Here is a 24,961-nt window from a genome sequence, read left to right as displayed (position 1 = left end):
ATGTTCAAGACCCTGCTGGTGCCGACCGACGGTTCGGAGATCTCGCAGATGGCGGTGGAAGCGGCCATCGGCTTCGCGCGCTGCTGCGGCGCGCGCATCGTCGCGCTGTCGGTGGCCGAGCCCTACCCGGTGGTGCCGGTGGTGGACGGCGCCCTGGTGCTCGATGGGGGCCTCGACAGCCGCGAACTGCAGGAGCTGGCGCGCCAGCGCGTCGCCCGCGTGGCCGACGCGGCAAGCCAGGCCGGCGTGCCCTGCACCACCGAAGTGGCGCTGTCGTTCCATCCGCACGAGGAAATCATCGCCGCGGCGGCCAGGCACCATTGCGATGTGATCTTCATGGCCTCGCATGGCCGGCGCGGCATCGGCCGCCTGCTGGCCGGCAGCGAAACCCAGAAGGTGCTGGCCTATGCGCCGGTGCCGGTGATGGTGTTCCGCCCGCCGCTGGCCGAACGCATCTAGCCGGCCCCGCCGGCGCGGTAGCTGGCCAGCCAGGCGCGCGCAGCGTCCAGCGCGGCTTCGAGTTCGGATCCCGCCTGGCTGAAGCTGCGTTCAAGCTGGTCGCGCGGGCGCGCCTCCCTGATTTCCTGCTCCAGCACCTGCGACGCCTGCGCGAAGCGCTTGGCGCCAATGCTGCCAACGCCGCCGCGCAGCGCGTGCAGCATCCTGGCCGCCGCTTCCTCATCGCCGCCGCGCCAGCTCGCGCGTGCCTGCGCGAACTCCCTGCCCGCATCGTCTACCACCCGCTGCAGCAGGTGGGCGACGCCGGCAAGCCGGTCGTGGTGGCCGCGCGCCAGCGCCACCAGCGGCTCGATGCCAAGCACCGGCAGGTCGCCCGCAGGCGCCGCGGCAGGTGCGGCGCCTGCGGGCGCAGGGGCGAAACGCTGGCGCCGGTTCAGGTAGCGCGCGATCGCCGCCACCATCTGGTCGGCGTCGACCGGCTTGGTGATCAGGTCATCCATGCCGGCTTCGAGGTAGCTGGCGCGCTCGGGTTCGGTCACGCCGGCGGTGATCGCCAGGATCGGCAGCGTGAGGCCGAGCTGCTCGCGGATGCGGCGGGTGGCCGCGTAGCCGTCCATGACCGGCATTTGTATATCCATCAGGACCATGTCGTAGCCGCCTGGCGTCGCCTCCAGCCGCGCCACCGCCTGGGCCCCGTCGCCGACGATCTCGAGCTGGGCGCCGGCCTGTTCGAGGATGCCGCGCGCGACAGCCTGGTTCAGTTCATTATCCTCGGCCATCAGCAAGCGCGCCCCGTTCAACCGGGCCAGCGCGTTGGCCGCCTGCGCGCGAGGTTCGCGGCCCGTCGTGCGCACGCGCTGGACCAGCACTTCGTTGAGGGTGTCGTACAGGATGGTGGCGGTGACGGGCTTGCTGAGGATGGCGTCGGCGCGCGCCGCGGGCGCGGCCTCATCGAGCTTGCCGCGGCTGTAGGCATTGGCCATCAACACCACTGGCAGGCGCCCGCGGCCGGCGATGTTGCGGATCGATTCCATCGTACGCACCCCATCCATGCCGGCCATCTGCCAGTCGACCAGCACGGCGTCGAAAGTAACGCCCGCCTGGCGCACCAGGGCCAGCGCCTGTTCGCCCGAGTCCGCGCAGCGCGCTTCCCAGCCCCAGCTCCTGATCGTCCGTTCGAGGTAGTCGCGGCTGGTCGGGTGGTCGTCCACCACCAGCAGCCGCAACGCGGCCATGGCGCCGGCGCGCGGGCGGCTGTCGTCACCCCCTTCGCCTTCGATCCGCAGCGGCAGCGCGACCCGGAATTCGCTGCCGCGTCCGAGTTCGCTGTCGAACGCGATCGAGCCTTGCATCAGGTCGACCAGGTGGCGCGAAATCGCCAGGCCCAGGCCGGTGCCGCCAAAGCGCCGCGTGGTCGACGAGTCGCCCTGCGTAAACGGCGAGAACAGCAGCGCGCGGTGCGATTCGGCGATGCCGATGCCGGTGTCGCGCACCCGCACCTGCAAGGTGGCGTGGCCGCTGTCGCGCGCCAGCAGCTCGACCAGCACGCTGACTTCGCCGTGTTCGGTGAACTTGATCGCGTTGCTGGCGAGGTTGACCAGCACCTGCTGCAGGCGCATGGCGTCGCCGCACAGCCGGTGCGGCACGTCCGGGTCGATGCCGATCGCCAGTTCGATGTCCTTGTCGCCCGCGTTCACGCTCATGATGGTGGCCACCGCGCCCAGCACGTCGCACAGCAGGAAGCTGCCCTGGTCGAGCTCCATGCGCCCGGCCTCGACCTTCGAAAAATCGAGGATGTCGTTCATGATCCCGAGCAGCGAACGGCCCGAATCGCGGATCATCTCGAGGTAGCGCTTCTGTTCGTCCTTCAGCTCGGTCAGCGACAGCAGGTGGGCCATGCCGAGCACCGCGTTCATCGGCGTGCGCAGCTCGTGGCTCATGTTGGCCACGAATTCCCCCTTGGCGCGGCTGGCCGCCTCGGCGCGGTCGCGCTCATGTTCCAGCTCGGTGGCGCGCGCCGCCACCTCCGTGGACAGCCGGCGCCGCTCGGTGATATCGCGCATGAAGGCATTGGCGACGTAGCCGGCGCCGTTGTGGAAGCCGGCGATCGACAGTTCGACCGGAATCTCGCGGCCGTCGCGCCGCAGCGCCATCACCTCGAGACGGGTGTTGACGATCTTTCCGGTGCCGGTCAGGGCAAAGCGCGCGAAGCCTTCGTTGTGGGCCTCGCGCAGGGCCGGCGGGATGATCAGCTCGGCCATGTCGCGGCCGATGGCTTCGGCCGTGCTCCAGCCGAACGTGCGCTCGGCCTGGGTGTTCCAGTCGGTGATGCGGCCGTCGATGCCGATCGCCACAAACGCGTCGTTCGAGTTTTCCAGGATGACGCGGGTGCGGCGCTGCTCGCGCACCAGCTGGGCCAGCAGCGGCCGCACCTGGAACAGCAGGGCCGAGGCGCCCAGCGCCACCAGTACCGCCAGCGCCAGCAGCAGCATGTTGGTGCGCTCGCGCAGCGGCGCGTACAGGGTGGCGATGTCGTTCTTGACCACCAGGCCAAGGCCGAAACCGCGCACCGGCGTGTAGGCCGCCAGCGCCGGCGCGCCGCGCAGGTCGCGCGCGCCGGTTACGCCACTGCGGCCGGCCAGCGCATGGCTGATCGGCTGGTGCAAACTGGTGTCCGGCTTGAACATCGGGACCTGCAGCGGCTTCTGGTAGAACCGGGTCGATGCGCACAGCACATCGGCGCCGGCGCGGTGGCACAGCAGGATGTCGGAACTGCCGGAGGCCCGGATCGACCCGAGCACCCGGTCAAGCAGCGCCAGGCGCCGTTCCCCGGCCACCCGCCCCACCACCGCGGCGCCGTCGCGCACCTCGTGCTCGGTGCGCAGCACGTAGCCGCCGTCCCACATCAGCGCGCCCGGCTGCCCGCCGACGACCAGCGGATGGCGCACGTTGCCATTTTGCTGCGCCAGCACGCCGGCATTGGCGAGCAGCTCGCCGCCGCGACCGAATACCTGGACCCCGGCGACCTCGACACTTAGCATCTCCCGCGCCAGCTGCTGCAGGCGCGCCTTGCGCCCTGGGCCATCGGGCTGGGCCAGCACCTGGCCCAGGGCGCTGCGCTGCGTGATGTCTTCCATCATGCGCCGCCTCACGTCCAGGGTGTTGGCGATCGCGTCGGCACTGGTGCTGGCGGCCACCATCATGTTGGCGGACAGCGAATCTTCATAACTGTCGCGCATGGCGGCAAAGCCGGCGGCGCCGGCGCTGAGCGCCACCACGGTGACGACAGCGAGCGCGCGCCAGGTGATGCGCGCTTCGCTGCTGACCGGCCCGCGCAGCGCCGCCACATGCGCCGAGCGCACCGACCACAAGCCGATGCCCAGCATGATCATGCCGGCCGCGGTCGGCGGCTGCATCACGTTGGCCGCAGCCACCCGGTACATCATCTCGAGCTTGAGGATGTAGCCGAGCAAAGCACCGGTGCCGATCAGCGTGACCAGCAGCGCGCAGGCCGACAGCGCCGCAAGCCGGAGGCGCCCGGGCGCGGGCGCGCGCGCCATGTGCAGCGCGATGCCGGCCAGGATGAAGGCGAAACAGGTGTTGGGGGCCATTCGGCCGGGGTACGGCCGCTCGGGGGTGGGGGCGGTCGGCACGCGCACCAAGTCGATGCCGAAGCTGACGTCGAAGATGTGCTGGGCCAGCACCAGCGCCGGCGCCACCAGCACCAGCGCGGCCAGTATCCGCCAGGCCCGGTCCAGCGCCGAACCGGGGCGCCCGCGGCGCAGTGCGAAGTAGCAGCAAAAACCGGCGGCCATGAACAGCACCGGCGAGATGATACCCATCTTCGACGCGCCGGGCACCAGCGTGGCGACGGCGTCGATCCGGAACACCCACGCGGCCGCCACAACCAGGCCAAGAAGTCCGACAAACATGCCAGCGAGCTGGTCTGCCGAAGTCACCAGTTTTTTCATGTTTGCCGACTAATAGTTAGGCAGAAAAGGTTACCACAGGCATGCGCGCGCACGCGGACTGTTGTATGCGCGGTACTAAATAGCTGGGTTAGCGCAAGGATGCGCGCACGGCTGCGCGCGCCATGGTGCACAGCCCTGAAGCCGGATAGACTGGTGCATATGAACAATTCCCGAAAAGTGGCCGGCATTGCCGGCATCGCCAGCGTGCTGTGGGTCGGCTTTACCGCCGCGATTGCGGCCAGCCAGCGCCGGCTGGTCTTCAACCCGACCATCAAGCGCGAAGTGGCCAGTCCGCGCAGCAGCGGCCACCGCACCCGCCTGGTGACCTTGCGCGCCGCCGACGGCACCAGGCTGTCCGGCTGGCTGATGAAGCCGGCCGTGGTCGGCCCGCACCCGGCGGTCGTGTACTTCGGCGGCCGTTCGGAAGAAGTGTCGTGGGTGGCCCGCGACGCCGGCAAGCTGTTCCCCGGCATGGCGGTACTGGCGGTGAATTACCGCGGCTACGGCGACTCGCAGGGCGACCCGGCCGAGAACCACATGGTCGAAGACGGCTGCATGCTGTTCGACTGGCTGGCCGCGCGCAGCCATGTCGACCCGGCCCGCGTGGCCGTGGTCGGGCGCAGCCTCGGTTCCGGCGTGGCGGTGCAGGTCGCGATGCAGCGGCCGGTGCATTCGGTGGTGCTGATCACGCCCTACGACTCGATCCTGGCGATCGCCCAGCGCCGCTTCCGCGCGGTGCCGGTCAGCTTCGTGCTGCGCCACCGTTTCGAATCGGTCAAGTACGCGGCCGAGCTGAAGGCCCCCACCTACGTGGTGCGCGCCGCCAGCGACGACGTGGTGCCGCATTCGCACACCGACCTGCTGGTGTCCAAGCTGGGCCGGCTGCAGCTGGACGAAATCATTCCCGATTCCGACCACCTGAACATCCCCTACCTGCCTGCCACCCAGGACAAGATCGCAGGCTTCCTCGCGTCCCAGTTCGCGCTCGCGCGCAGCAGCTAGACGGGCGGCCGGGCCGCAAAGAAGTGATAGCGGTTGCGGCCCGCGTTCTTGGCCGCGTACATGGCGGCATCGGCCTGGCGCAGCAGTTCGTCGGGACTGGCGGCGCCGCCCGGATACAGGGTGATGCCGATGCTGGCCGAAACGCGCGCCTCCCCTGCTTCGAGCACAAACGGCTTTTCCAGCGCCGCCAGCATCTTGGCGCACAGCGAATCGACCTTGGCCGGCTGCGTCACTTCGGTCAGCACCACCGTGAATTCATCGCCGCCCAGGCGCGCCACCGTGTCGGTGTCGCGCACGCAGGCGCTGATGCGGTGGGCCACTTCCTGCAGCAGCTGGTCGCCCGCCTCGTGCCCAAGCTTGTCGTTGACGTCCTTGAAGCCGTCGAGGTCGAGGAACAGCAGTGCCAGCGGCAACCCGGTACGGGCCGCGTGCTTGATCTCGTGCTCGATCCGCTCGCGGAACAGGCTGCGGTTCGGCAGGCCGGTCAGGTGGTCGTAATTGGCGCTGCGGCGGATCCGGTCCTCGACCTCCTTGCGTTCGGTGACGTCGCGCGCGGTGCCGGCCACCGCCTCGCTGCGGCCTTGCGGGTCGAGCACCGGCACCAGCAGGTATTCATAGGTCTTGTAACGGCCCGGTGCGAGGGTGAATGTCAGTTCGCCGCGATGGGTCGCCTGGGCCTGCAGCACATGGGCCACGTGCACGTCGATTTCGGGCGCGAATGCGGCGGCCAGTGCAAAGAAATCGGCGCCGGGAAGCTGGTCCGCCTCGACCCGCAGGTGCCTGGCAAAGGCCCGGTTGGCATAGATGATGCGCCCGTGCGGGTCGATGATGAAGGCCAGGTCCGGTGAACTCGACAGCAGCGCATCGAACAGCCGCGACTGGTAGTCGCGCAGCGCCGCGTAGCGCGCCAGCGCGTCGGCCACAGCCTGGTCGACCGCCTCGTTGAAGCGGGTGATTTCAGCGGCGGCGTCGGCGCAGCCGCCACGCTCGGTCCACAGCGCCATCACGGCCGCGCGCAGCGCGCGGAATTCAGCCACCGCATCGTTGACTGAAAAGCCCTGGGCAAGCCGCACCGCCCCATGGCGCGCCGCGTGGCTCTCGACGGCGCCGCAGTTGCCCATGCCGCCCGCGCAGGACTGATCCGCGCCCGGCCCGCATTCGACGTAGTCGGCGATCACCTGCAGCATCCCGCGCGCGTGCTTGCGCAAGGCGCGCCCATCGAGCTCGCGCGCCGACGGCATTTGCCTGGCCTGGTGCTCCCATTCGTCGAGGATGGGCTCGATGCCGGACCGGATGAATTGCGCCAGTTTCATGCAGACCTCGCCAATGGCGGACATGTTGTGTTTGACCTGTCGGCACGGCATCCGTTCCAAACTCATCCATGCCAGCTTGACCGCGTGAAATGTTGCAAAAACGCGGGCCCGGCGATTTACAGCGTCCTACATGCGCGCCGCCACTTCTCCTACTTTAATCCGAATTTCGATCACTTACCATGCAATCTCTGCTACACGCCATGCCGCCCCTGCCGCATGCGGGGCGGCCGGTAGCGGGAACAAACCAAATAGAAACAGGAGATCAAGATGGCTACCAATAAGCAAGGCGGCAACAAGGGCGGCAACAAGCAATCCGGCGGCAACCAGGGTGGCGGCCGCGGTAACAAGCAGAGCGACACCAGCAACCGCGGCTTCGCTTCGATGGACCCGCAACGGCAGCGGGAAATCGCCTCCGAAGGCGGTCGCGCTGCTCACGCATCGGGCAACGCCCATCAATTCACGTCGGAAGAAGCACGCGAGGCTGGCAAGCTCAGCCACGGCGGCGGCAACCGCCAGAGCGGTGCGGATAATTCCGGCGGCAAGTCGGGTGGCGGCAACCAGTCGAACGCCGGTAGCGGTTCGGGCGGCGGCGCCAAAGGCGGCTCGCGCTAAGCGGGGCGTGGCCCAGCCATAAGCGGCACGACGAAACGCCGCCGCACACCCTTTGCGGCGGCGTTTCTTGGTTCAGGCGCTTATTTGTTAAAGTGCTTGCCGATCGCTTCGGCACTGGTGCCGACCTGCTTGACTGCCTGCTTCAGTTCCTCGGCGCTGACGCCGAACTTTTTGGTCCAGTAAGCAACTTCCCAGTCCTCACCCACATTCACCTTGCTGGCATCCTGCGGTCCGCGGTTGTTAAGATTGTCAGCCATGTTGTCCTCCTCGTTTCAGCAATAATCGGGGCGCCTCGCGCCGTCTTCGGCATGTCCTGCCCATCAGAAAGTTAATCACGCACAATTGCCCCGTCGGTACGCCAGCGAACCGTCGAAGCTGCAGACCCGGCGGCCCGCAGCCGCTACAATGGCGCCTTCGCCACCTCGTCCCGGGGCCACCTTGCTGTTAGCGCTGCTGATGCCCTTGTTTCTCCTCGCCGCAGGCGGCTGGGCGCTCGCGCGCACCGGCTATCTTGCGCCTGGCTGGCCTGAAGGGGCGGCGGCACTGACGGTCAAGCTGCTGCTGCCGGCGCTGCTGCTCAATGGCGCCTACCACAGCGCCCTGCCCGACGCGCTGCCATGGCGCCCGCTGGCCGCGTTTTACCTGCCGCTGGTGTCGCTGTTCCTGCTACTTGCCTTCAGCGGCCGCGACCAGGCCCGCAGCGCCTCGCGGGCACTGGCAGCCACTTATTCGAACAATGCCTTCGTCGGCATTCCGGTGCTGGTCCAGGTGTTTGGCGAAGACAGCCTGCGCCATGCGTTCCCGGTGATCGCCTTCCATAGCCTGGCCGGGTTCAGCCTGTACTACATCATGGCGCGGCGCGGCCGCCAGGGCGCCGGCATGCTGCGCTCGCTGCGCGCCGCCGCCCTGAACCCCATCGTGGCCAGCCTGTTCCTCGGCTTTGCGCTGAACCTGTCCGGCCTGGCGCTGCCCCAGCCCATCACCCGCCTGCTCGCCATGCTCGCGGACGCGGCCCTGCCGTGCGCGCTGCTGGTGCTGGGCGCGTCGCTGGCGGGCCTGCGCTGGCAGCGGATCGCCGAGACGGCCACGATCGCCACGGCCAAGCTGGCCGTGCTTCCCTTGCTGGTGCTGGTGCTGGGGTTTTACGTGTTTGGGCTGGCGCCCGACGCGGTGGCGGTGCTGGTGGTGCTGTCGGCCTGCCCGGTCGGGGTGAACGCAGCGCTAGTGGTGCGTGCCGAAGGGCAGGACCCCGGCGCCGCCAGCTCGTCGATCCTGCTGTCGAGCATCGCCTGCATGGCCACCCTGCCTGCATGGCTGTGGCTGCTGCAACGCCTGTAGTCAGGCCACCATGCGCGCCGCCGGATAGAGCGACGCCAGCAGTTCGAACAGCCGGGCGGTATCGGCCGGCTTGACAAAGTAATGGTCGAAACCGGCGGCCAGCGCGCTGTCGCGGCCGAAGCGGCTGGAGTGGCCGGTCAGCGCAATCAGCGTGGCCTGGCCGGAGGCGGCGCGCAGGCGCCGCGCCAGCTCGTTGCCGTCCATGCCCGGCAGCCCGATATCGATCAGGCAGGCGTGGGGCGCGAAGTGGGCGGCCTCGTCGAGCACGCGGTCCGGATCGTGTTCGATCATGACCGCATAGCCCGCCAGCCGCAGCAGCATCGCCATCGCATTGGCGGCGTCCTCGTTATCGTCCACCACCAGCACGCGCAGCGCGCCGGCGCCAGGTTCGCCGCCCGCCTCGCCGTCGCGGCCAGGCCCGGCCCCGACGTGGCGCGGCAGATACACCGAGAAGACACTGCCCGTATCCTTGCCGTCGCTGACGACAGTGACGTGCCCGTCATGCAGCGATACCAGGCTGCGCACCAGCGCCAGCCCCAGTCCGAGCCCGCCCTGGGAGCGGTCGGGCGAGCGCTTCTGCTGGGTGAACAGCTCGAAGACGTGGGGCAGCAGCGCGGCGTCGATGCCAATGCCGTTGTCGCGCACATGGATTTCCAGCGCGGACGCGTGCGCCACGACGTCCAGCGCCAGGCGCCCGCCCGGCGGGGTGTACTTGGCGGCGTTATGCAGCAGGTTGGTCAGCACCTGCACCAGGCGCTTGCGGTCGGCCCACACCGCCACCTCGCCCTCCGCCGGCGCCTGCACGCTAATGTGGTGGCCACGCTCCTGGATCAGCGGCTGGGTTTGCTCGAGCGATTCAAGCACCACCTGGTGCAGGTCGAGGATGTCCTTTTCCAGCACCACCAGCCCGGTATTGACCCGCGACACGTCCAGCAGGTCGTTGATCAGGCTGGTCATGTGGTTGACCTGGCGCTCGATGATGGCGCTCGACTGCCTGACCCGCGCGACATTGTCGGGCGCCATGCCGAGCAGGTGGGCCGCCGAGCGGATCGGGGCCAGCGGATTGCGCAGCTCGTGCGACAGCATCGCCAGGAATTCGTCCTTGTGGCGGCCGGCCTCGCGCAGCGACTCCTCGGCGCGCTTGCGCGCGGTGATGTCGATCGACACGCCGCGGATCCAGCGCGGCACCCCGCCCGCATCGGGCACCACGGTGCCGTACACCTGCAGCCAGACCAGTTCGCCGTTATCGGGGCGCACCAGGCGGATGATGTCGCCGTAGGTGCCGTTGCGCGCCAGCGCGGCGCGGCGCGCCTGGTCCATGCGTTTCATGTCGGCCGGATCGATCGCGCCCCATACCTGGTGCATGCTGGTCCAGTTGGCGCCGAACAGCTCCGCCGCGTTTTCCGAGAAAATGACCTCATTGGTGGCGAGAATCCAGTCCCACACCACCATCCGCGCCACTTTCATGCCTTCGCGCAGGCGCAGTTCGCTGCGCTCGAGCGCCTGCTTGGCCATGACCCGCTCGGTGGCGTCGAATCCCTCGACGAAAATGCCGCTGACCTCGCCGTTCGTCAGGATCGGCTGGTACACGAAATCGCAATACACCTGGCTGACCGGGCCGTGTGGCGCCTTGCGCAGCAACAGGGTCACGTCGCTGGCGGCAAACGGCTTGCCGGTCTGGTACACGCCATCGAGCAGTTCAAAGAAACCCTGGCCCTGGAGCTCAGGCAAGGCGTCGCGGATCGGTTTGCCGATCGTGTCGCGGCCCCCGATGAAGCGGGTATAGGCGGCATTGGCGAACTCGTACACCATGTCGGGTCCGCGCAGGATGCACATGAAACCGGGCGCCTGCTGGAACAGGGCGCGCAGCCGCTCGCCTTCGGCTTCGTGCTGCTGGTGCAGGGCCTGCTCGGCGGCCAGCAGTTGCGCCGCCTGTAGCGCTTCGATGCGCTGGGCCTGCTCGCGCTGGCAGATCTGCTCGGTGAGGGCAAGGTTGGCCTGCTCCAGCTCGGCCTTGGCGTTGTGCTGGGCGGTGACATCGTTGCAGACCACCAGCACCCCCTGGACGCCGTCATTGTCCTCGACCGGGCTGTAGCCGTAGGTCCACCAGACATCCTCGCGCCTGCCGTGGCGGGTGACCGGCACCAGCTGGTCGACGTTCCAGGTCGAGCCTTTGCCCGCCATGACGAAGTCGATCTGGGGGCCGATGATCGGCCAGATCTCCTCCCAGCACTCGCGCCCGCGCTGCCCCAGCGCGCAAGGGTGGCGCTCCGGGCCCATGGTGGTGGAATACGCGTCGTTGTAAAACTGGACCAGCTCGGGGCCCCACCACAGGAACATCGGGTGGCTGGAAGACAGCATCACCCGGACTATGCTTTTGAGCAAAGGCGGCCAGCCGTCGGTGGGGCCGAGCAGGGAGTCGTCCCAGTTTTTGGCGCGCATCAGCGCGCCCATTTCCCCGCCGTGCGACAGGAAGTCGAAACTCGGACGCTGTGCGTTTTCCATGATCTGTGCTCGCCAGGTAAGAATGCCCGCATCGCCGGTAGAACTGTGGCCGGGGAATCGATATTAACATTATTCAAATAGCATTTGACATAGGCAGGGACCAAAAAGTCCCGGTATTTACAACTTAGCGTGCGTCACCTAACTGAACGCTTTTCCGATTAGCCCCACGCTGGACGCGGCAGCGGTCTCATGCCCAGAAGAAAGATGCCGCGTAGGCATCCTCTTACGCATGCTGGGCACGCGTACTGATGGCTGGAAAGCGCACACAAGGGGACAATCCTGCCATGCCCACATTACGGATGTCCCTGCCTCAATGATCACTATGCCGATGCCTGTGCGCGAAGCAGCGCAAGCCGCGCCATGCGCCGAACCCGCGTACGACGCGGCCAGCGCAAAATCCATGTACCTGGCGATGAGCCGCGGCCTCGACCACCAGCCTGAGGCGGCAAGCAGCTTCCTCGCGCGCCGCCTGGTCCAGGCCGCGTCGCTCCCGGCCGACCTGCCCGCAGACCCCGCCCAGCTCGAGGGCTGGTCGCAACGCCACGTGCTCGACGTCGGTTCGGCTTACCAGCAGTATCTTGCGCGGCGCAAGGCCGGCGCACCGCGCCAGTACTTTGCCAGCAAGGCCGCCGCCCTCCACTTCCTGCGCGCCGTGGCCCCGACCAAGCTGGTCGATGGCGCCTGGCTGTTCGGCCTGCTGCCGCGCTGGCAGGACGTCGCTTTCCACTGCCTGATCCGCACCTACCTCGAAGAACTGGGCGATGGTGTTGCCGACAAGAACCACGTCGCGATTTACCAGGCGCTGCTGGCCACGCATGGCTGCGACCAATGGCACGACCTGTCCGACGAGCACTTTGAACAGGGCGCGATCCAGCTCGCGCTGGCAGCCGAAGCAGACCGCTTCCTGCCCGAGCTGATCGGCTACAACCTCGGCTACGAGCAGTTGCCGCTGCACCTGCTGATCACTTCCTACGAGCTGAACGAACTCGGCATCGATCCCTACTACTTCACCTTGCACGTCACTGTCGACAACGGCTCGAACGGCCATGCGCACAAAGCGATTGCATCGCTGCAGGCCATGCTGGCGCGTGCCGACGACCCTGGCGCCTTCTACCAGCGCGTGCTGAACGGCTACCGGCTCAATGAACTGGGCGCCTGCACCACCTCGGTGATCGCCTCGTTCGACATCGACACCGAACTCAAGCGACTGCTGGCGGACAAGAGCGTCATCGGCAAGGACATGCACTCGGACTACTGCCGCATCGAAGGCAAGCCTGTCAGCGCGTGGCTGGCCTCCCCCGATGACATCGGGCCCTTCCTCCATGCGATGGAGCGCGCCGGCTGGATCAGGCGCGGCGAAGACGCCGGCGCCAGCCGCTTCTGGGGACTGGTATCGGGCCCGCGCGCCGAGATGTTCGGCGTCTTCAGCCCCTACGAACTGCAGGTGCTGCGCGACTGGATCGAACAGGCCCCGGACGGCGCCGCCCCCGCGCGCCGCGAGCCCAGCTACCGGGCGCGCCAGCGCAACCTGCGCGACCTGGCGGGCGCCGCGCAACCGCGCCCGACTGCAGTGCGCGGCGTGATCCGCCATTGGGGCCATGCCGCCAACGACGGCGCGGCGGGCGGGCAGAACGCCCTGCGCGCATTCGAACAAAAGGTCGCCGAATGCGGCGGTAAAGACGCGGCCATGGCGCTGCTGGGCGAGGCCCTTGCGCCATCGCGCCACCATACGCCGGTCGGCATGATGGCCACCCGGATGTTTGCCCAGCTGCTCGACGCCTGAACTGCCCATACACAGGAAGCATCAATGTGAAGATCCTTCAACAACGCCTGCTGCGCGGCGCGAACCTGTATGCGCGCTTCCCGTGCATCCTCGGCCTGATCGACCTCGAGGACCTTGAATTCGCCGCGCCCTCCGACCTGGCGGCCGTGATGGAGCGCGTGCACGCGCTGGTTCCGACCCTGCGCGAACGCTGCCTGTCGCCGCTGCCGCCGGGCGCCGACGCAGCGTCACTGGTCGCGCACCTGACGCTGGAGCTCCAATGCCTGGCAGGCGCGCCCGCGGAATTCTGCGAGACCTCGCTGGCGGAGGGCCCCAGCTCGCTGCGCCGGGTCGTGTGCGCCTACCAGATCGAACACATCGCGCAGTCGGCGTTTTCGCTGGCGGTGTACCTGGTCGATGCGCTGGCCCACGGCCTGCCGTTCGACTACGCCACGCCGTTCGAGCAGCTGGTCAGGCAGTCCGAAAGCTACCGCATCGATCCCCTGACGGCCGCGGTGCTGCAAGGGGCGCGCAAGCGCGGCATCCCGGCGACAAGGCTTACGGAACACGATGCGCTCTACCAGCTCGGCCAGGGCAGCCGCCAGCGGCGCTACCACCCTCGCCTGCCCAACGACAGCGCGCTGATGGGCGCATGGATTGCCCAGGACCGCCAGCTGACGCGGGCGCTGCTCGACGAAGCCTGCGTGCCGATACCGGCAGGCGGCACCGTCGACAACCTCGATGACGCGCTGCGCGTCGCGCGCCGCCTTGGGGGCAGCGTGCTGGTGATGCCGGGCGACGCCGCCGCCGGCGACGGCGGCATCAGCGAATGCGCCACCGAGCAGGAAGTGGCGCTGGCGTTTGCCGCGGCGCGCCACTTCGGGCGCCGCGTCACCATCGAACGCCTGGTGGAAGGCGCGCGCTATGTCGGCGAAGCCGGCGCCGTCATGGCCCCTGATGGCCTGGCAGCACTGTGCGCTCGGGCCAGCGCCAAGCTCGGGCTGGAACAAGGCGCCGTCGAACTGGCCTACAACGAAGCCGCGCCTGGCGAGGCGTCCGTGATTGCGGTAAAGGCGCCAGTGCCGCTGCGCGGCATGGCGCCAGCCATCGAGGTGGACGAATTCCTCGACGCGTTCGGTGCCGGCAGCGATGGCCGCATCCCCGTCATCGCCGTCACCGGCACCAACGGGAAAACCACGACCACCCTGATGATCGCGCACGCGGCCGAACTGGCGGGACGCCGCACCGGGCACACGACCACGCACGGCGTGTCGATCGGCGGGCACACGGTTTCCCAGGGCGACTGCACCGGCTACTGGTCGCACCGCGCGGTGCTGAGCGCGCCCGAAGTCGACTTTGCGGTGCTGGAGACGGCGCGCGGCGGCATCCTCAAGCGCGGCCTCGCCTACGACCGCTGCACGGTCGGCGTGGTGCTGAACGTCTCGGACGACCACCTGGGCATGGAAGGCGTCGCGACGGTTGAGCAACTCGCCCGTGTCAAGGAACTGGTGGCCGCCTGCGCCAGCGGCGCCGCCGTGCTCAACGCCGACGACCAGCACTGCGTCGCGATGGCGCGCCGTATCGGGCATGGCGCCGAACTGATTTACTTCTCGCTCGATCCCGCCAACGCGGCAGTGCTCGCGCACGTTGGCAGCGGCGGCCGCGCGCTGTACCTCGATGGCGCGGACCTGGTGGTCGCCCGCGGCCGGGACAAGCGCGTGCTGATGCCCGTGGACGCGGTTCCCAGCACCCTCGGCGGGCGCGCCCGCTATAACATCGCCAACAGCCTTGCCGCCGCGGCGGCCCTGCTTGGCGCCGGCTTCGAAGATGCGCAGGTCATTGCGGGGCTGGCCAGCTTCGTATCGGACGCCCGCTCCAACCCGCTGCGCACCAACCTGTTCGAGGTGCGCGGCATCACGGTGGTGGTCGACTACGCGCACAACCCGGCCGCCTACGCATCGCTGGCCGAGATGGCGCGCGCCATGACGCAAGGCGCGGTGGTGGGCGTGGTGACGTCGCCGGGGGACCGCCGCGACGAGGAGCTTGGCCACACGGGCCGCATTTGCGGCAAGGGCTTCGACAAGCTGGTGGTCTACGAGTCCGCCAGCCGTGGGCGGCCTTATGGCCAGGCCGCGGCGCTGATCCGCCAGGGGGCGCTGGCTGCCTGTGTCAATCCGGCCATGGTCGAAGGCGTGGATGACCGCGTGCAGGCACTGCGCCGCGCCTTTGCGCTCTGTTCACCTGGCGATGTGCTGGTCTACTGCGGGACGTCGGTCGGCGCGCTGGTCGAGGCACTGGAGAAGATCGATCACGCTTCGGCCCGGGCCATTGCCAGCCGGGCCTGCGCTGGCGCCACCGTCGTTCCCGCGCAGGCGGGAACCCATGCCACGCTGGCTTAGTGGCGCGCCTTCGTGATGATCGGAAGGGGTATGGGTTCCCGCTTCCGCGGGAACGACCGCCGGCTGATGATTTCTATGAGAGCGGCTGTCGTTTGGTGACATTGCGCAGAAAATCGAGCATCGAGGATGGCAGCGCATCCGCATCGTCATCCTCAGCCGCGCCGGCCGCCGGCAAGGTGTAGCGCGAACCTGCAGGCAGCAGGTGGAGCCGCACGTCGATCATCTCGGGGCTTTCACGGTGGGCGATCTGCGCCAGGTTGGAGCGCATGTGGCGGCCGTCGATCACCGTGACCGCGCCCTCGCCCAGTATCTCGATGCCGGCGCCGCGTTCGATGACCAGTGCCGTGTCCTCGTCGATGCCGACACCCTGCAGGTATGGATTCTGTGCCACGGCCGTCAGCAGCCGGCCCAGGCGCTGCCGCTCCGAGAAGTGCTGGTCGATCAGCACGTGCTGCACCAGCCCGAGGCCGGCGGCCATGCTGACCGCGCCCTTTTCCGGCTGCAGCACCGCCTCGCCCCTGGCCAGCATGTGGCCGGACATGGCCGATGCACCCGCCGACGTCCCGCCGATGCAGGCGTTGCGCTCCTTGAACGCTACGTGCAGCGCCCGGTCGACACCGGTGGCGCCGATCAGCGCCAGCAAGCGTTTCTGGTCGCCGCCCGTCATGAAGATGCCGTCCGCGGCGGACAGCATGCTGACCGCACGCTCGCTGTTGGCGTCACGGCGCGAGTCGATTGCCAGGTGGCTGACGTCGATGACCCCAAGCTCGCCGAAGGCCTGCTGGTAGATCTCCCACATGTGGTCGGACACACCGCTGGCAGCGGTGATGACGACGATGCTCGCCTCCGTTCCGCCGGACAGTTCGATGAAACGGCCGAGGATCTGCTTTGCGTAGGTGCGGTCCTCGCCACCGCCGATGATCACCAGGTGGCCATTGCGGGATGTCTCGTCGCGCTTATCCCCGGCGACGATCGCTGGCCGCCTGTTTTCATCACTCATCCTTATCCGCCCCTGCATTCCGTTGACCGACACAGAACCCGATTATGCAAAACGGCAGAGTACGCACGTAGCGGGAAAATAGCCGAGTGAATGTAAGACGCCACTGACAAGGGACCAAGACCGGGCTATCAGCGCCGCCTGCTGCGGCTGGCGATCAGGTAATAAGCCAGGCCGGCCACCGCGCCGGCCAGCGCCGCCTTTTTCACCAGGCCGGCGCGGTTATGCTCCCACTCGGCCTTGATGCCCATCTCGGACAACATATTGGGGATCTTGCCGCGCGCGAGGTCCTCGCCGATCCCTTCGACGACATTGACCCGGTCTGCGACAAGCAGCAGCAGCCAGTGGCGGAGATCGCTCTCGGTCAGCTTGTAGGCGAAACGCCGGATCGCGCCGCTCAACCCTTTCGGCGGCGCGCTGGTGCCGAACAAGGGCGTGACGTGCGGCCGCTCGGGCGACACCAGCACTTCCACCTTGCGCGCCTGCTGCACCGGGGGCGTGCCATGGAGGGGCAGGCGCGGCGGCATGTGCTCCATCGGCACCGCCGGACGGTTTTTGCGGTCGAGATCGGCGCCCCAGCCCTGGATGGTGGTGACGTCCACCCGCGGGCGGGGATTCTGTTCGCGGTGCTGGGTCAGGTCGGCTCTTGGTTCCATGGCGGCTCCTTAATGCACGGTGCTGGAAGCGACCGCGCGCGCGTCGCGGGCGTGCGGCGGAATGAGGATGGTCTTGATGCAGTCATCGAGCTTGCTGGAGAAGATGTGGTACGCGTCGGCCACCTCTTCAAGCGGTACGCGATGCGTGATGATCGCCTTGGGATCGATGCGCCCAGCCTGGATGTGTTCGATCAGTCGCGGCAAGTGGCGCTTGACGCTGGCCTGGTTCATCCGCAAAGTCAGCCCCTTGTTCAGGGCGTTACCGATCGGCACGGCATTGAAGGTCGGGCCGTACACACCGACAATCGACACATTGCCACCCTTGCGCACCGAGTTGATCGCCCAGTGCAGCGCGGTCGCGGAGCCAGCCTGGACCATCATGTAGCGGCCCGCCAGGCTCTGCATTGCGCTGCCGGACGCTTCGCAGCCGACGGCGTCGATGCACACGTCAGCGCCAAGCCAGTCGGTCATCTTCTTGATATGCAAGGCCATGTCCGGCACGTCCTTGAAGTTGACCACCTCGCACTGCGCATAGCGCCTGGCGAATTCGAGGCGGTAGTCGACATGGTCGACCACGATCACCCGCCCCGCCCCCATCAGCCACGCTGATTTGGCGGCAAAGATGCCCACCGGGCCGGCGCCAAACACGACCACCGTGTCGCCTTCCTGGATGTCGCCCATTTCCGCGGCCTGGTAGCCGGTCGGCAGCGCGTCGGTGAGCAGTACCGCATCGTCGCCGTGGATGTCGGGCGGGATCACGGTGGGGCCGACATCGGCCATCGGCACGCGCACGAACTCGGCCTGGCCACCGTCATAGCCGCCGGCAGTATGCGAGTAGCCGTAGATGGCGCCGACGGCACTGGCTTCAGGGTTGGTGTTGTGGCAGTTGCCGTACAGCTCACGCTCGCAGAAGAAGCATGCACCGCAAAAGATATTGAAAGGAACCAGCACCTGGTCGCCTACCTTGAGGCTCTGTACGCCGGGGCCGATTTCTTCGACGGTGCCGGTGAATTCATGCCCGAAGGTGCTGCCGACCCGGGTGTCGGGCATCAGGCCGTGGTACAGGTGCAGGTCGGAGCCGCAGATGCAGGACCTGGTGACGCGGATAATGGCGTCGTTCGGGTGTTCGATGACGGGATCGGGTTTATGGTCCGCGCGGATGCGGTAAGTCCCCGGTAGTTCATGGCGAGCATATTCTTCCCCTTCGCTTGTTGTTGAACCCGGCGCCAGGTACAGGACAGCGCAAACTAGAAACTACGGGAGAGAATGACGGATGGCGATACCCGCACGGAAAGAAAATGACAATATTGCCCGCTTTGTCGCCCTGCGGAAACGTCGTTCCCGCGAAGGCGGGAACCTATAACCCATACACTCAGCGGCAACGCCAGAGATATCACCGGCTCATGCGGGTTATGGGTTCCCGCCTGCGCGGGAACGACGAGGCAGGCGGAAAAACAAAACGGCCCGGACGAGCAACTCGTTCCGGGCCGTTGCATGACTAAGGCATGCTGTTAGTGCCGGTCAGTCCCGTGGCCGTGGCTATGGGTGTTCGACTGCACCGGCGCGTTCGCGCCGTCGGCTCCCTCGAAGAAGAACGGCTTGCGCTTCTTCGGGGTGGCGCCGACTTCGTTCATCGTCGCCGACTCGTACAGGCGGCCGTTGATCATCACGTGGGTCACACGGTCCGACTGGCGGATGTCTTTGACGACGTCGCCGTCGATGATGGCCAGGTCGGCCAGCTTGCCCACTTCGAGCGAGCCGACATCCTTGTCCAGGCCCAGGTACTGGGCGCCGTTCAGGGTCGCCGAGCGGATTGCCTCGAGCGGGGTCATGCCGCCGCCGACCAGCGACCACATTTCCCAGTGTGCGCCGAGGCCTTCACGCTGGCCATGCGCGCCGATGTTGACAGGCACGCCGACGCGCTGCAGTTCGGTCGCGGTACGGGCGACGCGGAAGACGTTGAAATCTTCTTCCGGCGCCGTCTCACGGCGGATGCTGCGCGGCTCAAGCACCGATTTCGGCACGTACTTCGACAGGATAGGATGCTTCCACACATCGGTGCGGGCATACCAGTAGTGCTCGCCGTCCAGGCCACCGTAGGACACCACCAGGGTCGGCGTGTAACCGACCTTGGTCTGCGACCACAGCTGCTTGACGTCGTCGTAGGCCTTCTCGACCGGAATCGAGTGCTCGATGCCGGTGTGGCCGTCGACCACCATCGTCATGTTGTGCTGGAACAGCGAACCGCCTTCAGGCACGACCATCATGCCGGTCTGGCGCGCAGCTTCGAGGATCTGCTGGCGCTGTTCGCGGCGCGGCTGGTTGTAGCTCTTGACGCTGATCGCGCCGCCCGCCTTCAGGCGGCGCACGTGTGTCATGGCGTCGTCCAGGCTGTTGACCGGCGCTGCGAAGTTACCCTTGGCGCCGTACAGGATGGTACCGGTCGAGTAGATGCGCGGGCCGACCAGCTGGCCGGTGCGCTGCATTTCGCTGTGCGTGAAGATGGTGCCGGTGTCGTTGGACGGGTCGTGCACGGTGGTCACGCCAAACGCGAGGCCGGCGTAATCCACCCAGCTCTGCTGCGGCACCATGCCGTCTTCGCCCATGGCGCCGTGCCAGTGCGCATCGACCAGGCCAGGGATGACTGTCTTGCCGGCTGCATCGATGCGGGTTGCGCCGGCCGGGGCTGCCACATCGGCGGCCTTGCCGATGGCGGCGATGCGGTTGTCCTTGATCACGATGCGGCCGTTGTCGATCACTTCGTCGCCCTTCATCGTGACGATGCGGGCGCCGTCGATGACGACCGTGCCGCGCGGTACCGATGACCTGGCCGCGAAACCGATCTTCACGCCCGGCTGCTTCATCACGCTTTCCGCGCGCAGTTTCTCTTTCTTGGCGTCGGCGTCGCTCGGTGCGAAGGCCAGCTTCATGTCGCGGGTGTACAGCTGGTCGCCCAGCGTGAAATGCAGCGCGCTGCTGTTGCCGTTCCAGTGCAGGTATTCACCGGCGTCGACGTCGAGCTGGCGCACCGGCAGCGATTCGGTCTTCTCGCCGATGGTGACGGCCTTGCCTGCCAGCGGCAGCGGCGTGACCCAGGTGTGGAAGCGCTCGCCGTAAGCGAGCCACTGGCCATCGGGCGACACGGCGAAGTTGGTCACGAACTCGCCCTTGGCGACCGCGTGCTCTTCGTACTTGTCGAGGCGGATGCGCACCAGCGAGGTCATCGAATCGACTTCGTTCGAGCGGGCAACGCGGGTGACATAGACATGGTTGCTGTCGTTGGCGAACTGCGGCGCGCGGCCCTCTTCCGTGATCAGCACCGGCTTGCTCTTGCCGTCGGTGCCGACCTTGTACACGCCCGGCTCGAGGCCGTGCCACGGGGTCATCAGGTGGCGGCCTTCGCCCTTCACATAGACGACTTCCTTGCCGTCCGGCGAGAACGCTGGCTCGACGTACTTGCCTGGCACGGTGGTCAGGACGGTTTCCTTGCCGCTGCGCAGGTCGATCGTGCGGACCGAGCCCAGCTTGTCGTCGTCCCAGGTCGTGAACACGACGCGCTGGCCGTCACGCGAAAACTTCGGGAAGTATTCGAGGTGGTCGGACTGCCTGGTCAGGCGCTTCGGCTCGCCGTTCGGCAAATCGCGCACGTACAGGTGGCCCAGCGCGGAATAGACGACCTTGTTGCCTTGCGGCGCAACGTTGGACCAGCGCAGCTGGCGCACGTCGAAGGACTCTGGCGCAACCGCATGGCTGAAGCGCACCGCTTCGCGGATATCGCGGGTGTCCTTGACGTGGAAGGCGATTTCCTTGGCCGACTTGGCGAACGGATCGACGCGCCAGATCTTGCCCTTGGCCCAGACCACGATCTCTTTGCTGCCCGGCATCCAGCTGAAGGCAGGATACACGCCGTGGATCGCCCAGGCTTCCTGCATGTCGCGCTCGAGCTCGCCCCATACCGGCGTTTCCTTACCGGTGGTCAGGTCTTTCAGGAACAGCGTCGACTGATTGCGCACGCGGCGCACAAACGCCAGGTACTTGCCGTCAGGCGAAGGGGTCGGACGGACCGCGCCGCCCGCGCCGCTGACGAAGGCCTTGGTCTTTTCGCTCTTCAGGTCGCGGCGGAAAATCTTGTAGATCTCGTCGTTCGAGTTCTTGTTGTACTCGAAAACGGTCCCCGGCGTGGTGTCCTGCGAGTAGTAGACGTAGCGGCCGTCCGGCGAGAACGCCGGTTCGCCCAGGTCCTTTTGCCAGTTCGGTTTTTCATTGAGCTGGACACCGCCGCCGCCCTGCACGTGGTACATCCAGATCTCGCCCGAACCCAGCGAACGGGTGCCCGAGTAGTGCTTGCGTGCCGCAATGTAGTTGCCGTTAGGGTGCCAGACCGGATTGTTCAGCAGGCGGAACTTTTCCTTGCTCACTTCGCGCGCGCCGGTGCCGTCGACATTCATCACCCAGATGTTGTCGCCGCCAGCGGCGTCCGACATGTAGGCCAGCTGCTTGCCGTCCGGCGAAAAGCGCGCCTGCATCTCCCATGCCATCGAATGGGTCAGCGGCTTCGCTTCGCCGCCGCCAATCGGCAGCATGTACAGGTCGCCCAGCAGGTCAAACACGATGTTCTTGCCGTCAGGGCTGACATCGACGCTCATCCAGGTGCCGGTACGGGTATCGATGTTGACTTTGCCGGCAGCGCCAGGCGGATTATTAACGTCCCATTTTTTCTTGTCGTCGGCGGGCGCATCGGCCGCGGCGGCCAGGGATGCGGATGACGCGAGGAATGCAGCGATGGCGGCTGCGCGCAATGTAAACATATGGCTCCCTAAACTCGTTTTCTTATGGCGGCAATACTTGCCGCTCCACATTCTACTTCCGTACGGGAACGGAAATCGAGCGTTTGCCGATGCATACAAAGAAAAACCCGCCGGAGCGGGTCTTTTGTGCGTACATACGCGGCGCCATGCTTACTGCGCGGTAACGGTTACTTCGTCGATGACGAACGAGGTTTGCACAGTCGAACCTTCGACACCGAGGAAATAGATGCGCACCGTCTGGCCCTTGTACGCCGAGAGGTCGAAACTGCGCTGCACGAAACTGCTTCCCTTGTTCAGGTTGCTGTACGTGGCCAGGGTGGCAAGCACGGTGTTGCTGCTGTTACGGACCTGGACCTTCAGGGTGTCGTAGGCGGTTGTCGTGGTGGTTTCGCTCGAATCGACCTTGAGCCAGAACTTCAGGGTCGCGCTCGAAGCGCTCGACGGGATCGCCACCTGCTGGTACAGGGTATCGGTATGCGTGGCCCCGTAGCCGTTCATCCACGCTTTCCAGCTGCCGCTGTAGGCAGGCTGCGACGCATCCGACGTGATCACGCCGCTCGTTGCCGTCCATGACGCGGCGCCCGATTCGAAACCGCTGTTAAGGATCAACTGCTGGGAGGTGGCGTTGCTGATGCTGAAGTTGACAGGCGCCGAAGTCGTGCTGTTGCCTGCTGCATCGAACGCCTTGGCCGTCAACGTGTGGGCGCCGTTGGACAAGGTGGTCGAATTCAAGGTCATCGCGTACGGCGAACTGGTGTCCGAACCTTTCAGCGCACCGTCGACGTAGAACTCGACCTTGCTGACGCCGACGTTATCGCTGGCCGACGCCGACAAGGTAATCGTGCCGCTGCTGCCGCTTTCGCTGGCGGTGACGGTCGGCGCGACCGTGTCGCCGCTGCTGTTGCTGACGCTGAAGCTGACCGGCGCCGACGTGCCGACATTGCCGGCGGCGTCGTAGGCTTTCGCGACCAGGCTATGGGTGCCGTTGGCCAGTGTGGTCGAGTTGATGCTTGCCGAGTAAGGGGCGATGTTGCTGCTGGCCTTGAGCACATTGTCGATGTAGAACTCGACCAGGGTGACGCCGACGTTGTCGCTGGCGTTCGCGCCCAGGGTGATGGTGCCGCTGCTGCCGGACTCGGACGCGGTGACGCCCGGCGGCGTGGTGTCGCTGGAGTTGGTCTGGGTCACCCAGATCGGCGCTGACCAGATGATCTTGCCGTCGCCCTGGGTAATCTTGGCGTAATAGAAGTGCTCGCCAACGGATGGGGTAATGGTGGTGTTGGCCGTGGTCGACAACTGGGTGACGGTGCCATTGCGGCCCGGTACCCCCTCATAGATGATGACGGTCGACGCGCTTTGCCCTGCCGTGTTGGCGTAGTTGGCCACCAGGTTCAGCGGGCCGCTGTTGGTAAAGCGCGAACCCATCACCTGGCCGTTGGCGGTCAGCACCAGTTGCGAGTTCTTGTCCATCGTGGCGAACACGCGGCGCGCCTTGAGCGCGTCAATGAAGCTGGCCTGGGTCAGTGGCGTGCCGCTTGGGATCAAGACGCCGGTGCGGTTGGTGTAGGACGCGCCCCAGTTCGCGCAATGGTTGTCCTGGTTGGTGCTGAAGGCGATATGGAAACCGGCCTCGAGCGCCTTCTTGCAGGCGCCCTCATAGGTGCTGCGGCCGGTTTCGCTTTCGGTGGTATTGGTCGAGAAGGCCGACGTGTTCAGCACCTCGCACAACACCATCGCTTCGTCGCCATCGGGCGTGTAGCCAAGCGGTACGCCATTGACGAGGAACTGGCCGGTGCCTTCCGGATGGTTGAACTGGCCGACCCAGCCGCGCTGGCGCATCAGCGTGTACAGGCTCGCGTAATCGTTCTTGGCGGTCAGGGTATCGCCGAGCAGCTGGCCGCTGCTGTTGTATTCCCACGCGAGCAATTCAGGGCTGTTCAGGATATTCAGGTGTCCGCCATTGCTGATCACGCCCCACTCCAGCCCGTACACGCCAAGGAAGTTCGGGTTGGCGGCGTTGTAGTTGGCCGCCGCCGACAGGCCGGCCTGGTACAGGGCAATCGCGGTAGCCGGACTGGCGGAGGAGTTGGTGCCCGAGGAGCCGTCGTAATAATGGTTGTGCTCGGACGTCATCAGGATATCGAGGCCGCGCCCGCGTGCGTAGGCAAAGGCATCGGTGGGTCCAAACGCGCCAGCCTGGGCGCCCTGCGAGCCGGTACAGGTGCTCAGCGCGCCGCCGCCGTCGCTGTGATTGGTCTGGCTGTGCAGGTTGGCGAAATACACCGTGTACGGCAGCGACGCCGTGGCGGGCGCGGACATCATTCCCGGCAGCGGCTCCTTGCCCTTGCCGCCCTTGGCCTTGGCCTGGGCCGCTGCCGAAGCAGGACCTGTGTCCATCGCCTTGAACGCTGGCATTGCCGGTGCAGCCGCCTTGCCGACCAGGATCTCCCACGATTGCTCTTTCAGCTCGTCGGCGCTTGCCGCCAGCGCCTGGTCCACCGCGTATTCGGACGCATCGGGAAGCTTGCCCTTGCCGTCGCCGGCCGCGTCGCGCGACAGCGCCTGCATGCGCACCTGGTAGACGCCGTCAGCCACCGGGGCTGAGCCGCTGCGCCCATCCCAGCGCACGCGCACATCCACGCCCTTCGTGAACATTCGCTCGACACCGTGCCAGCGCTGGACCACGTCGCCATTCGGGCTCAGCAGTTCAACGCGCCAGCTGACATCCTGGGCCCGCTCGACGAAGGGATAATCGAACGCCAGCGTGAAGGTGCGCGCCTCGGTGTCGCCGTTGCCGGCCAGCTCAGCCTTGTACGGAACATGCAAGGTGGCTTCGAATTCACGGTGATCGATCTCGGACGCGAGGCCAGCAGCGCTGGCCGAAAACGCCAACAGGAGAGCAAGCCGTGGAATGATTTTTTTTGTTTTTGCGCGCTGCATGATTTCCTCAGTCAAGTTGAAAAGAATTACAGGTGAATTCTGTCAACTATGCATGACTGGAATATGACGTCACAAATTCGATTTCCCTTCTCTATTGATATCGGATTGATATAAATTTGGCAAAAACAAAAGAGAGTTTTCTCAGCAGTAATGCCGCTCCCTATGACGCCACTTCTTGCCCCGGCTGGCACGACCTCGA

The 24,961-nt window shown here is 66.6% G+C and carries 15 protein-coding genes; 6 read left to right on the top strand and 9 right to left on the bottom strand.

Annotated features, from left to right (window positions below):
- Entirely contained in the window at positions 1–459 is a 459-nt protein-coding gene (locus tag LMJ30_RS14985; protein WP_229433142.1) for a universal stress protein, read from the top strand.
- Here LMJ30_RS14985 and LMJ30_RS14980 read toward each other — a convergent pair.
- Positions 456–4,430: a PAS domain-containing hybrid sensor histidine kinase/response regulator family protein gene (locus LMJ30_RS14980; RefSeq protein ID WP_229433141.1), complete on the bottom strand. Its 3,975-nt coding sequence runs from the start codon at positions 4,428–4,430 to the stop codon at positions 456–458. The two genes, LMJ30_RS14985 and LMJ30_RS14980, sit on opposite strands and share 4 nt — an antisense overlap.
- Before the next feature lie 159 nt (positions 4,431–4,589).
- On the opposite strand from LMJ30_RS14980, the gene LMJ30_RS14975 reads away from it, so the two are divergent.
- Entirely contained in the window at positions 4,590–5,432 is an 843-nt protein-coding gene (locus LMJ30_RS14975; RefSeq protein WP_229433140.1) for an alpha/beta hydrolase, read from the top strand.
- On the opposite strand, the gene LMJ30_RS14970 is transcribed toward LMJ30_RS14975, so the two are convergent.
- Positions 5,429–6,745 carry a diguanylate cyclase domain-containing protein gene (locus tag LMJ30_RS14970; protein ID WP_229433139.1) on the bottom strand — a complete coding sequence of 439 codons (1,317 nt, stop codon included), beginning with the start codon at positions 6,743–6,745 and terminating at the stop codon, positions 5,429–5,431. The two genes, LMJ30_RS14975 and LMJ30_RS14970, sit on opposite strands and share 4 nt — an antisense overlap.
- Before the next feature lie 267 nt (positions 6,746–7,012).
- Here LMJ30_RS14970 and LMJ30_RS14965 point away from each other — a divergent pair, with 267 nt between their 5' ends.
- Positions 7,013–7,357, top strand: a complete 345-nt coding sequence (locus tag LMJ30_RS14965; protein ID WP_229433138.1) for a KGG domain-containing protein — start codon at positions 7,013–7,015, stop codon at positions 7,355–7,357.
- Positions 7,358–7,437: 80 nt separating this feature from the next.
- On the opposite strand, the gene LMJ30_RS14960 is transcribed toward LMJ30_RS14965, so the two are convergent.
- Positions 7,438–7,614: a DUF3606 domain-containing protein gene (locus LMJ30_RS14960; protein ID WP_229433137.1), complete on the bottom strand. Its 177-nt coding sequence runs from the start codon at positions 7,612–7,614 to the stop codon at positions 7,438–7,440.
- Between the two features lie 199 nt (positions 7,615–7,813).
- Here LMJ30_RS14960 and LMJ30_RS14955 point away from each other — a divergent pair, with 199 nt between their 5' ends.
- On the top strand, positions 7,814–8,695 hold the full coding sequence (locus LMJ30_RS14955; RefSeq protein ID WP_229433136.1) for an AEC family transporter: 882 nt from the start codon (positions 7,814–7,816) through the stop codon (positions 8,693–8,695).
- Here LMJ30_RS14955 and LMJ30_RS14950 read toward each other — a convergent pair whose 3' ends face one another.
- Entirely contained in the window at positions 8,696–11,200 is a 2,505-nt protein-coding gene (locus tag LMJ30_RS14950) for a hybrid sensor histidine kinase/response regulator (protein WP_229433135.1), read from the bottom strand.
- Between the two features lie 313 nt (positions 11,201–11,513).
- Here LMJ30_RS14950 and LMJ30_RS14945 point away from each other — a divergent pair, with 313 nt between their 5' ends.
- Together LMJ30_RS14945 and LMJ30_RS14940 are read left to right on the top strand one after the other, a co-directional pair.
- Positions 11,514–12,983, top strand: coding sequence for an iron-containing redox enzyme family protein (locus LMJ30_RS14945; RefSeq protein ID WP_229433134.1), 1,470 nt, complete (start codon positions 11,514–11,516; stop codon positions 12,981–12,983).
- A gap of 26 nt (positions 12,984–13,009) precedes the next feature.
- Positions 13,010–15,361 carry a Mur ligase family protein gene (locus tag LMJ30_RS14940; RefSeq protein ID WP_229433133.1) on the top strand — a complete coding sequence of 784 codons (2,352 nt, stop codon included), beginning with the start codon at positions 13,010–13,012 and terminating at the stop codon, positions 15,359–15,361.
- Positions 15,362–15,434: 73 nt separating this feature from the next.
- On the opposite strand, the gene LMJ30_RS14935 is transcribed toward LMJ30_RS14940, so the two are convergent.
- From LMJ30_RS14935 to LMJ30_RS14915, 5 genes are all read right to left on the bottom strand, one after another.
- On the bottom strand, positions 15,435–16,361 hold the full coding sequence (locus tag LMJ30_RS14935) for a cyanophycinase (protein WP_229433132.1): 927 nt from the start codon (positions 16,359–16,361) through the stop codon (positions 15,435–15,437).
- A 128-nt stretch (positions 16,362–16,489) separates the two neighbouring features.
- Positions 16,490–17,014 (bottom strand): hypothetical protein, encoded by a 525-nt coding sequence (locus LMJ30_RS14930; RefSeq protein WP_229433131.1) that lies wholly within the window; start codon positions 17,012–17,014, stop codon positions 16,490–16,492.
- 9 nt (positions 17,015–17,023) lie between these two features.
- Positions 17,024–18,121, bottom strand: coding sequence for a zinc-dependent alcohol dehydrogenase (locus LMJ30_RS14925; RefSeq protein ID WP_229433432.1), 1,098 nt, complete (start codon positions 18,119–18,121; stop codon positions 17,024–17,026).
- Positions 18,122–18,525: 404 nt separating this feature from the next.
- Entirely contained in the window at positions 18,526–21,822 is a 3,297-nt protein-coding gene (locus tag LMJ30_RS14920; RefSeq protein ID WP_229433130.1) for an amidohydrolase family protein, read from the bottom strand.
- 150 nt (positions 21,823–21,972) lie between these two features.
- Positions 21,973–24,762 (bottom strand): Ig-like domain-containing protein, encoded by a 2,790-nt coding sequence (locus LMJ30_RS14915; protein WP_229433129.1) that lies wholly within the window; start codon positions 24,760–24,762, stop codon positions 21,973–21,975.
- Positions 24,763–24,961: the final 199 nt, after the last annotated feature.

This window comes from Massilia agrisoli, assembly GCF_020831365.1.
In the GTDB taxonomy this organism is placed as follows: Bacteria; Pseudomonadota; Gammaproteobacteria; order Burkholderiales; family Burkholderiaceae_D; genus Telluria_A; species Telluria_A agrisoli.
Note: the sequence above shows the minus strand (reverse complement) of the source record. Positions and strands in the feature narration are given on the sequence as shown.

Excerpts from the sequence above, each read along its gene's own strand:
- LMJ30_RS14985 (WP_229433142.1), top strand. The coding sequence starts at position 1 with ATGTTCAAGACCCTGCTGGTGCCGACCGACGGTTCGGAGATCTCGCAG.
- LMJ30_RS14980 (WP_229433141.1), bottom strand. The coding sequence starts at position 4,430 with ATGAAAAAACTGGTGACTTCGGCAGACCAGCTCGCTGGCATGTTTGTC.
- LMJ30_RS14975 (WP_229433140.1), top strand. The coding sequence starts at position 4,590 with ATGAACAATTCCCGAAAAGTGGCCGGCATTGCCGGCATCGCCAGCGTG.
- LMJ30_RS14970 (WP_229433139.1), bottom strand. The coding sequence starts at position 6,745 with ATGAAACTGGCGCAATTCATCCGGTCCGGCATCGAGCCCATCCTCGAC.
- LMJ30_RS14965 (WP_229433138.1), top strand. The coding sequence starts at position 7,013 with ATGGCTACCAATAAGCAAGGCGGCAACAAGGGCGGCAACAAGCAATCC.
- LMJ30_RS14960 (WP_229433137.1), bottom strand. The coding sequence starts at position 7,614 with ATGGCTGACAATCTTAACAACCGCGGACCGCAGGATGCCAGCAAGGTG.
- LMJ30_RS14955 (WP_229433136.1), top strand. The coding sequence starts at position 7,814 with ATGCCCTTGTTTCTCCTCGCCGCAGGCGGCTGGGCGCTCGCGCGCACC.
- LMJ30_RS14950 (WP_229433135.1), bottom strand. The coding sequence starts at position 11,200 with ATGGAAAACGCACAGCGTCCGAGTTTCGACTTCCTGTCGCACGGCGGG.
- LMJ30_RS14945 (WP_229433134.1), top strand. The coding sequence starts at position 11,514 with ATGATCACTATGCCGATGCCTGTGCGCGAAGCAGCGCAAGCCGCGCCA.
- LMJ30_RS14935 (WP_229433132.1), bottom strand. The coding sequence starts at position 16,361 with ATGAGTGATGAAAACAGGCGGCCAGCGATCGTCGCCGGGGATAAGCGC.
- LMJ30_RS14930 (WP_229433131.1), bottom strand. The coding sequence starts at position 17,014 with ATGGAACCAAGAGCCGACCTGACCCAGCACCGCGAACAGAATCCCCGC.
- LMJ30_RS14920 (WP_229433130.1), bottom strand. The coding sequence starts at position 21,822 with ATGTTTACATTGCGCGCAGCCGCCATCGCTGCATTCCTCGCGTCATCC.
- LMJ30_RS14915 (WP_229433129.1), bottom strand. The coding sequence starts at position 24,762 with ATGCAGCGCGCAAAAACAAAAAAAATCATTCCACGGCTTGCTCTCCTG.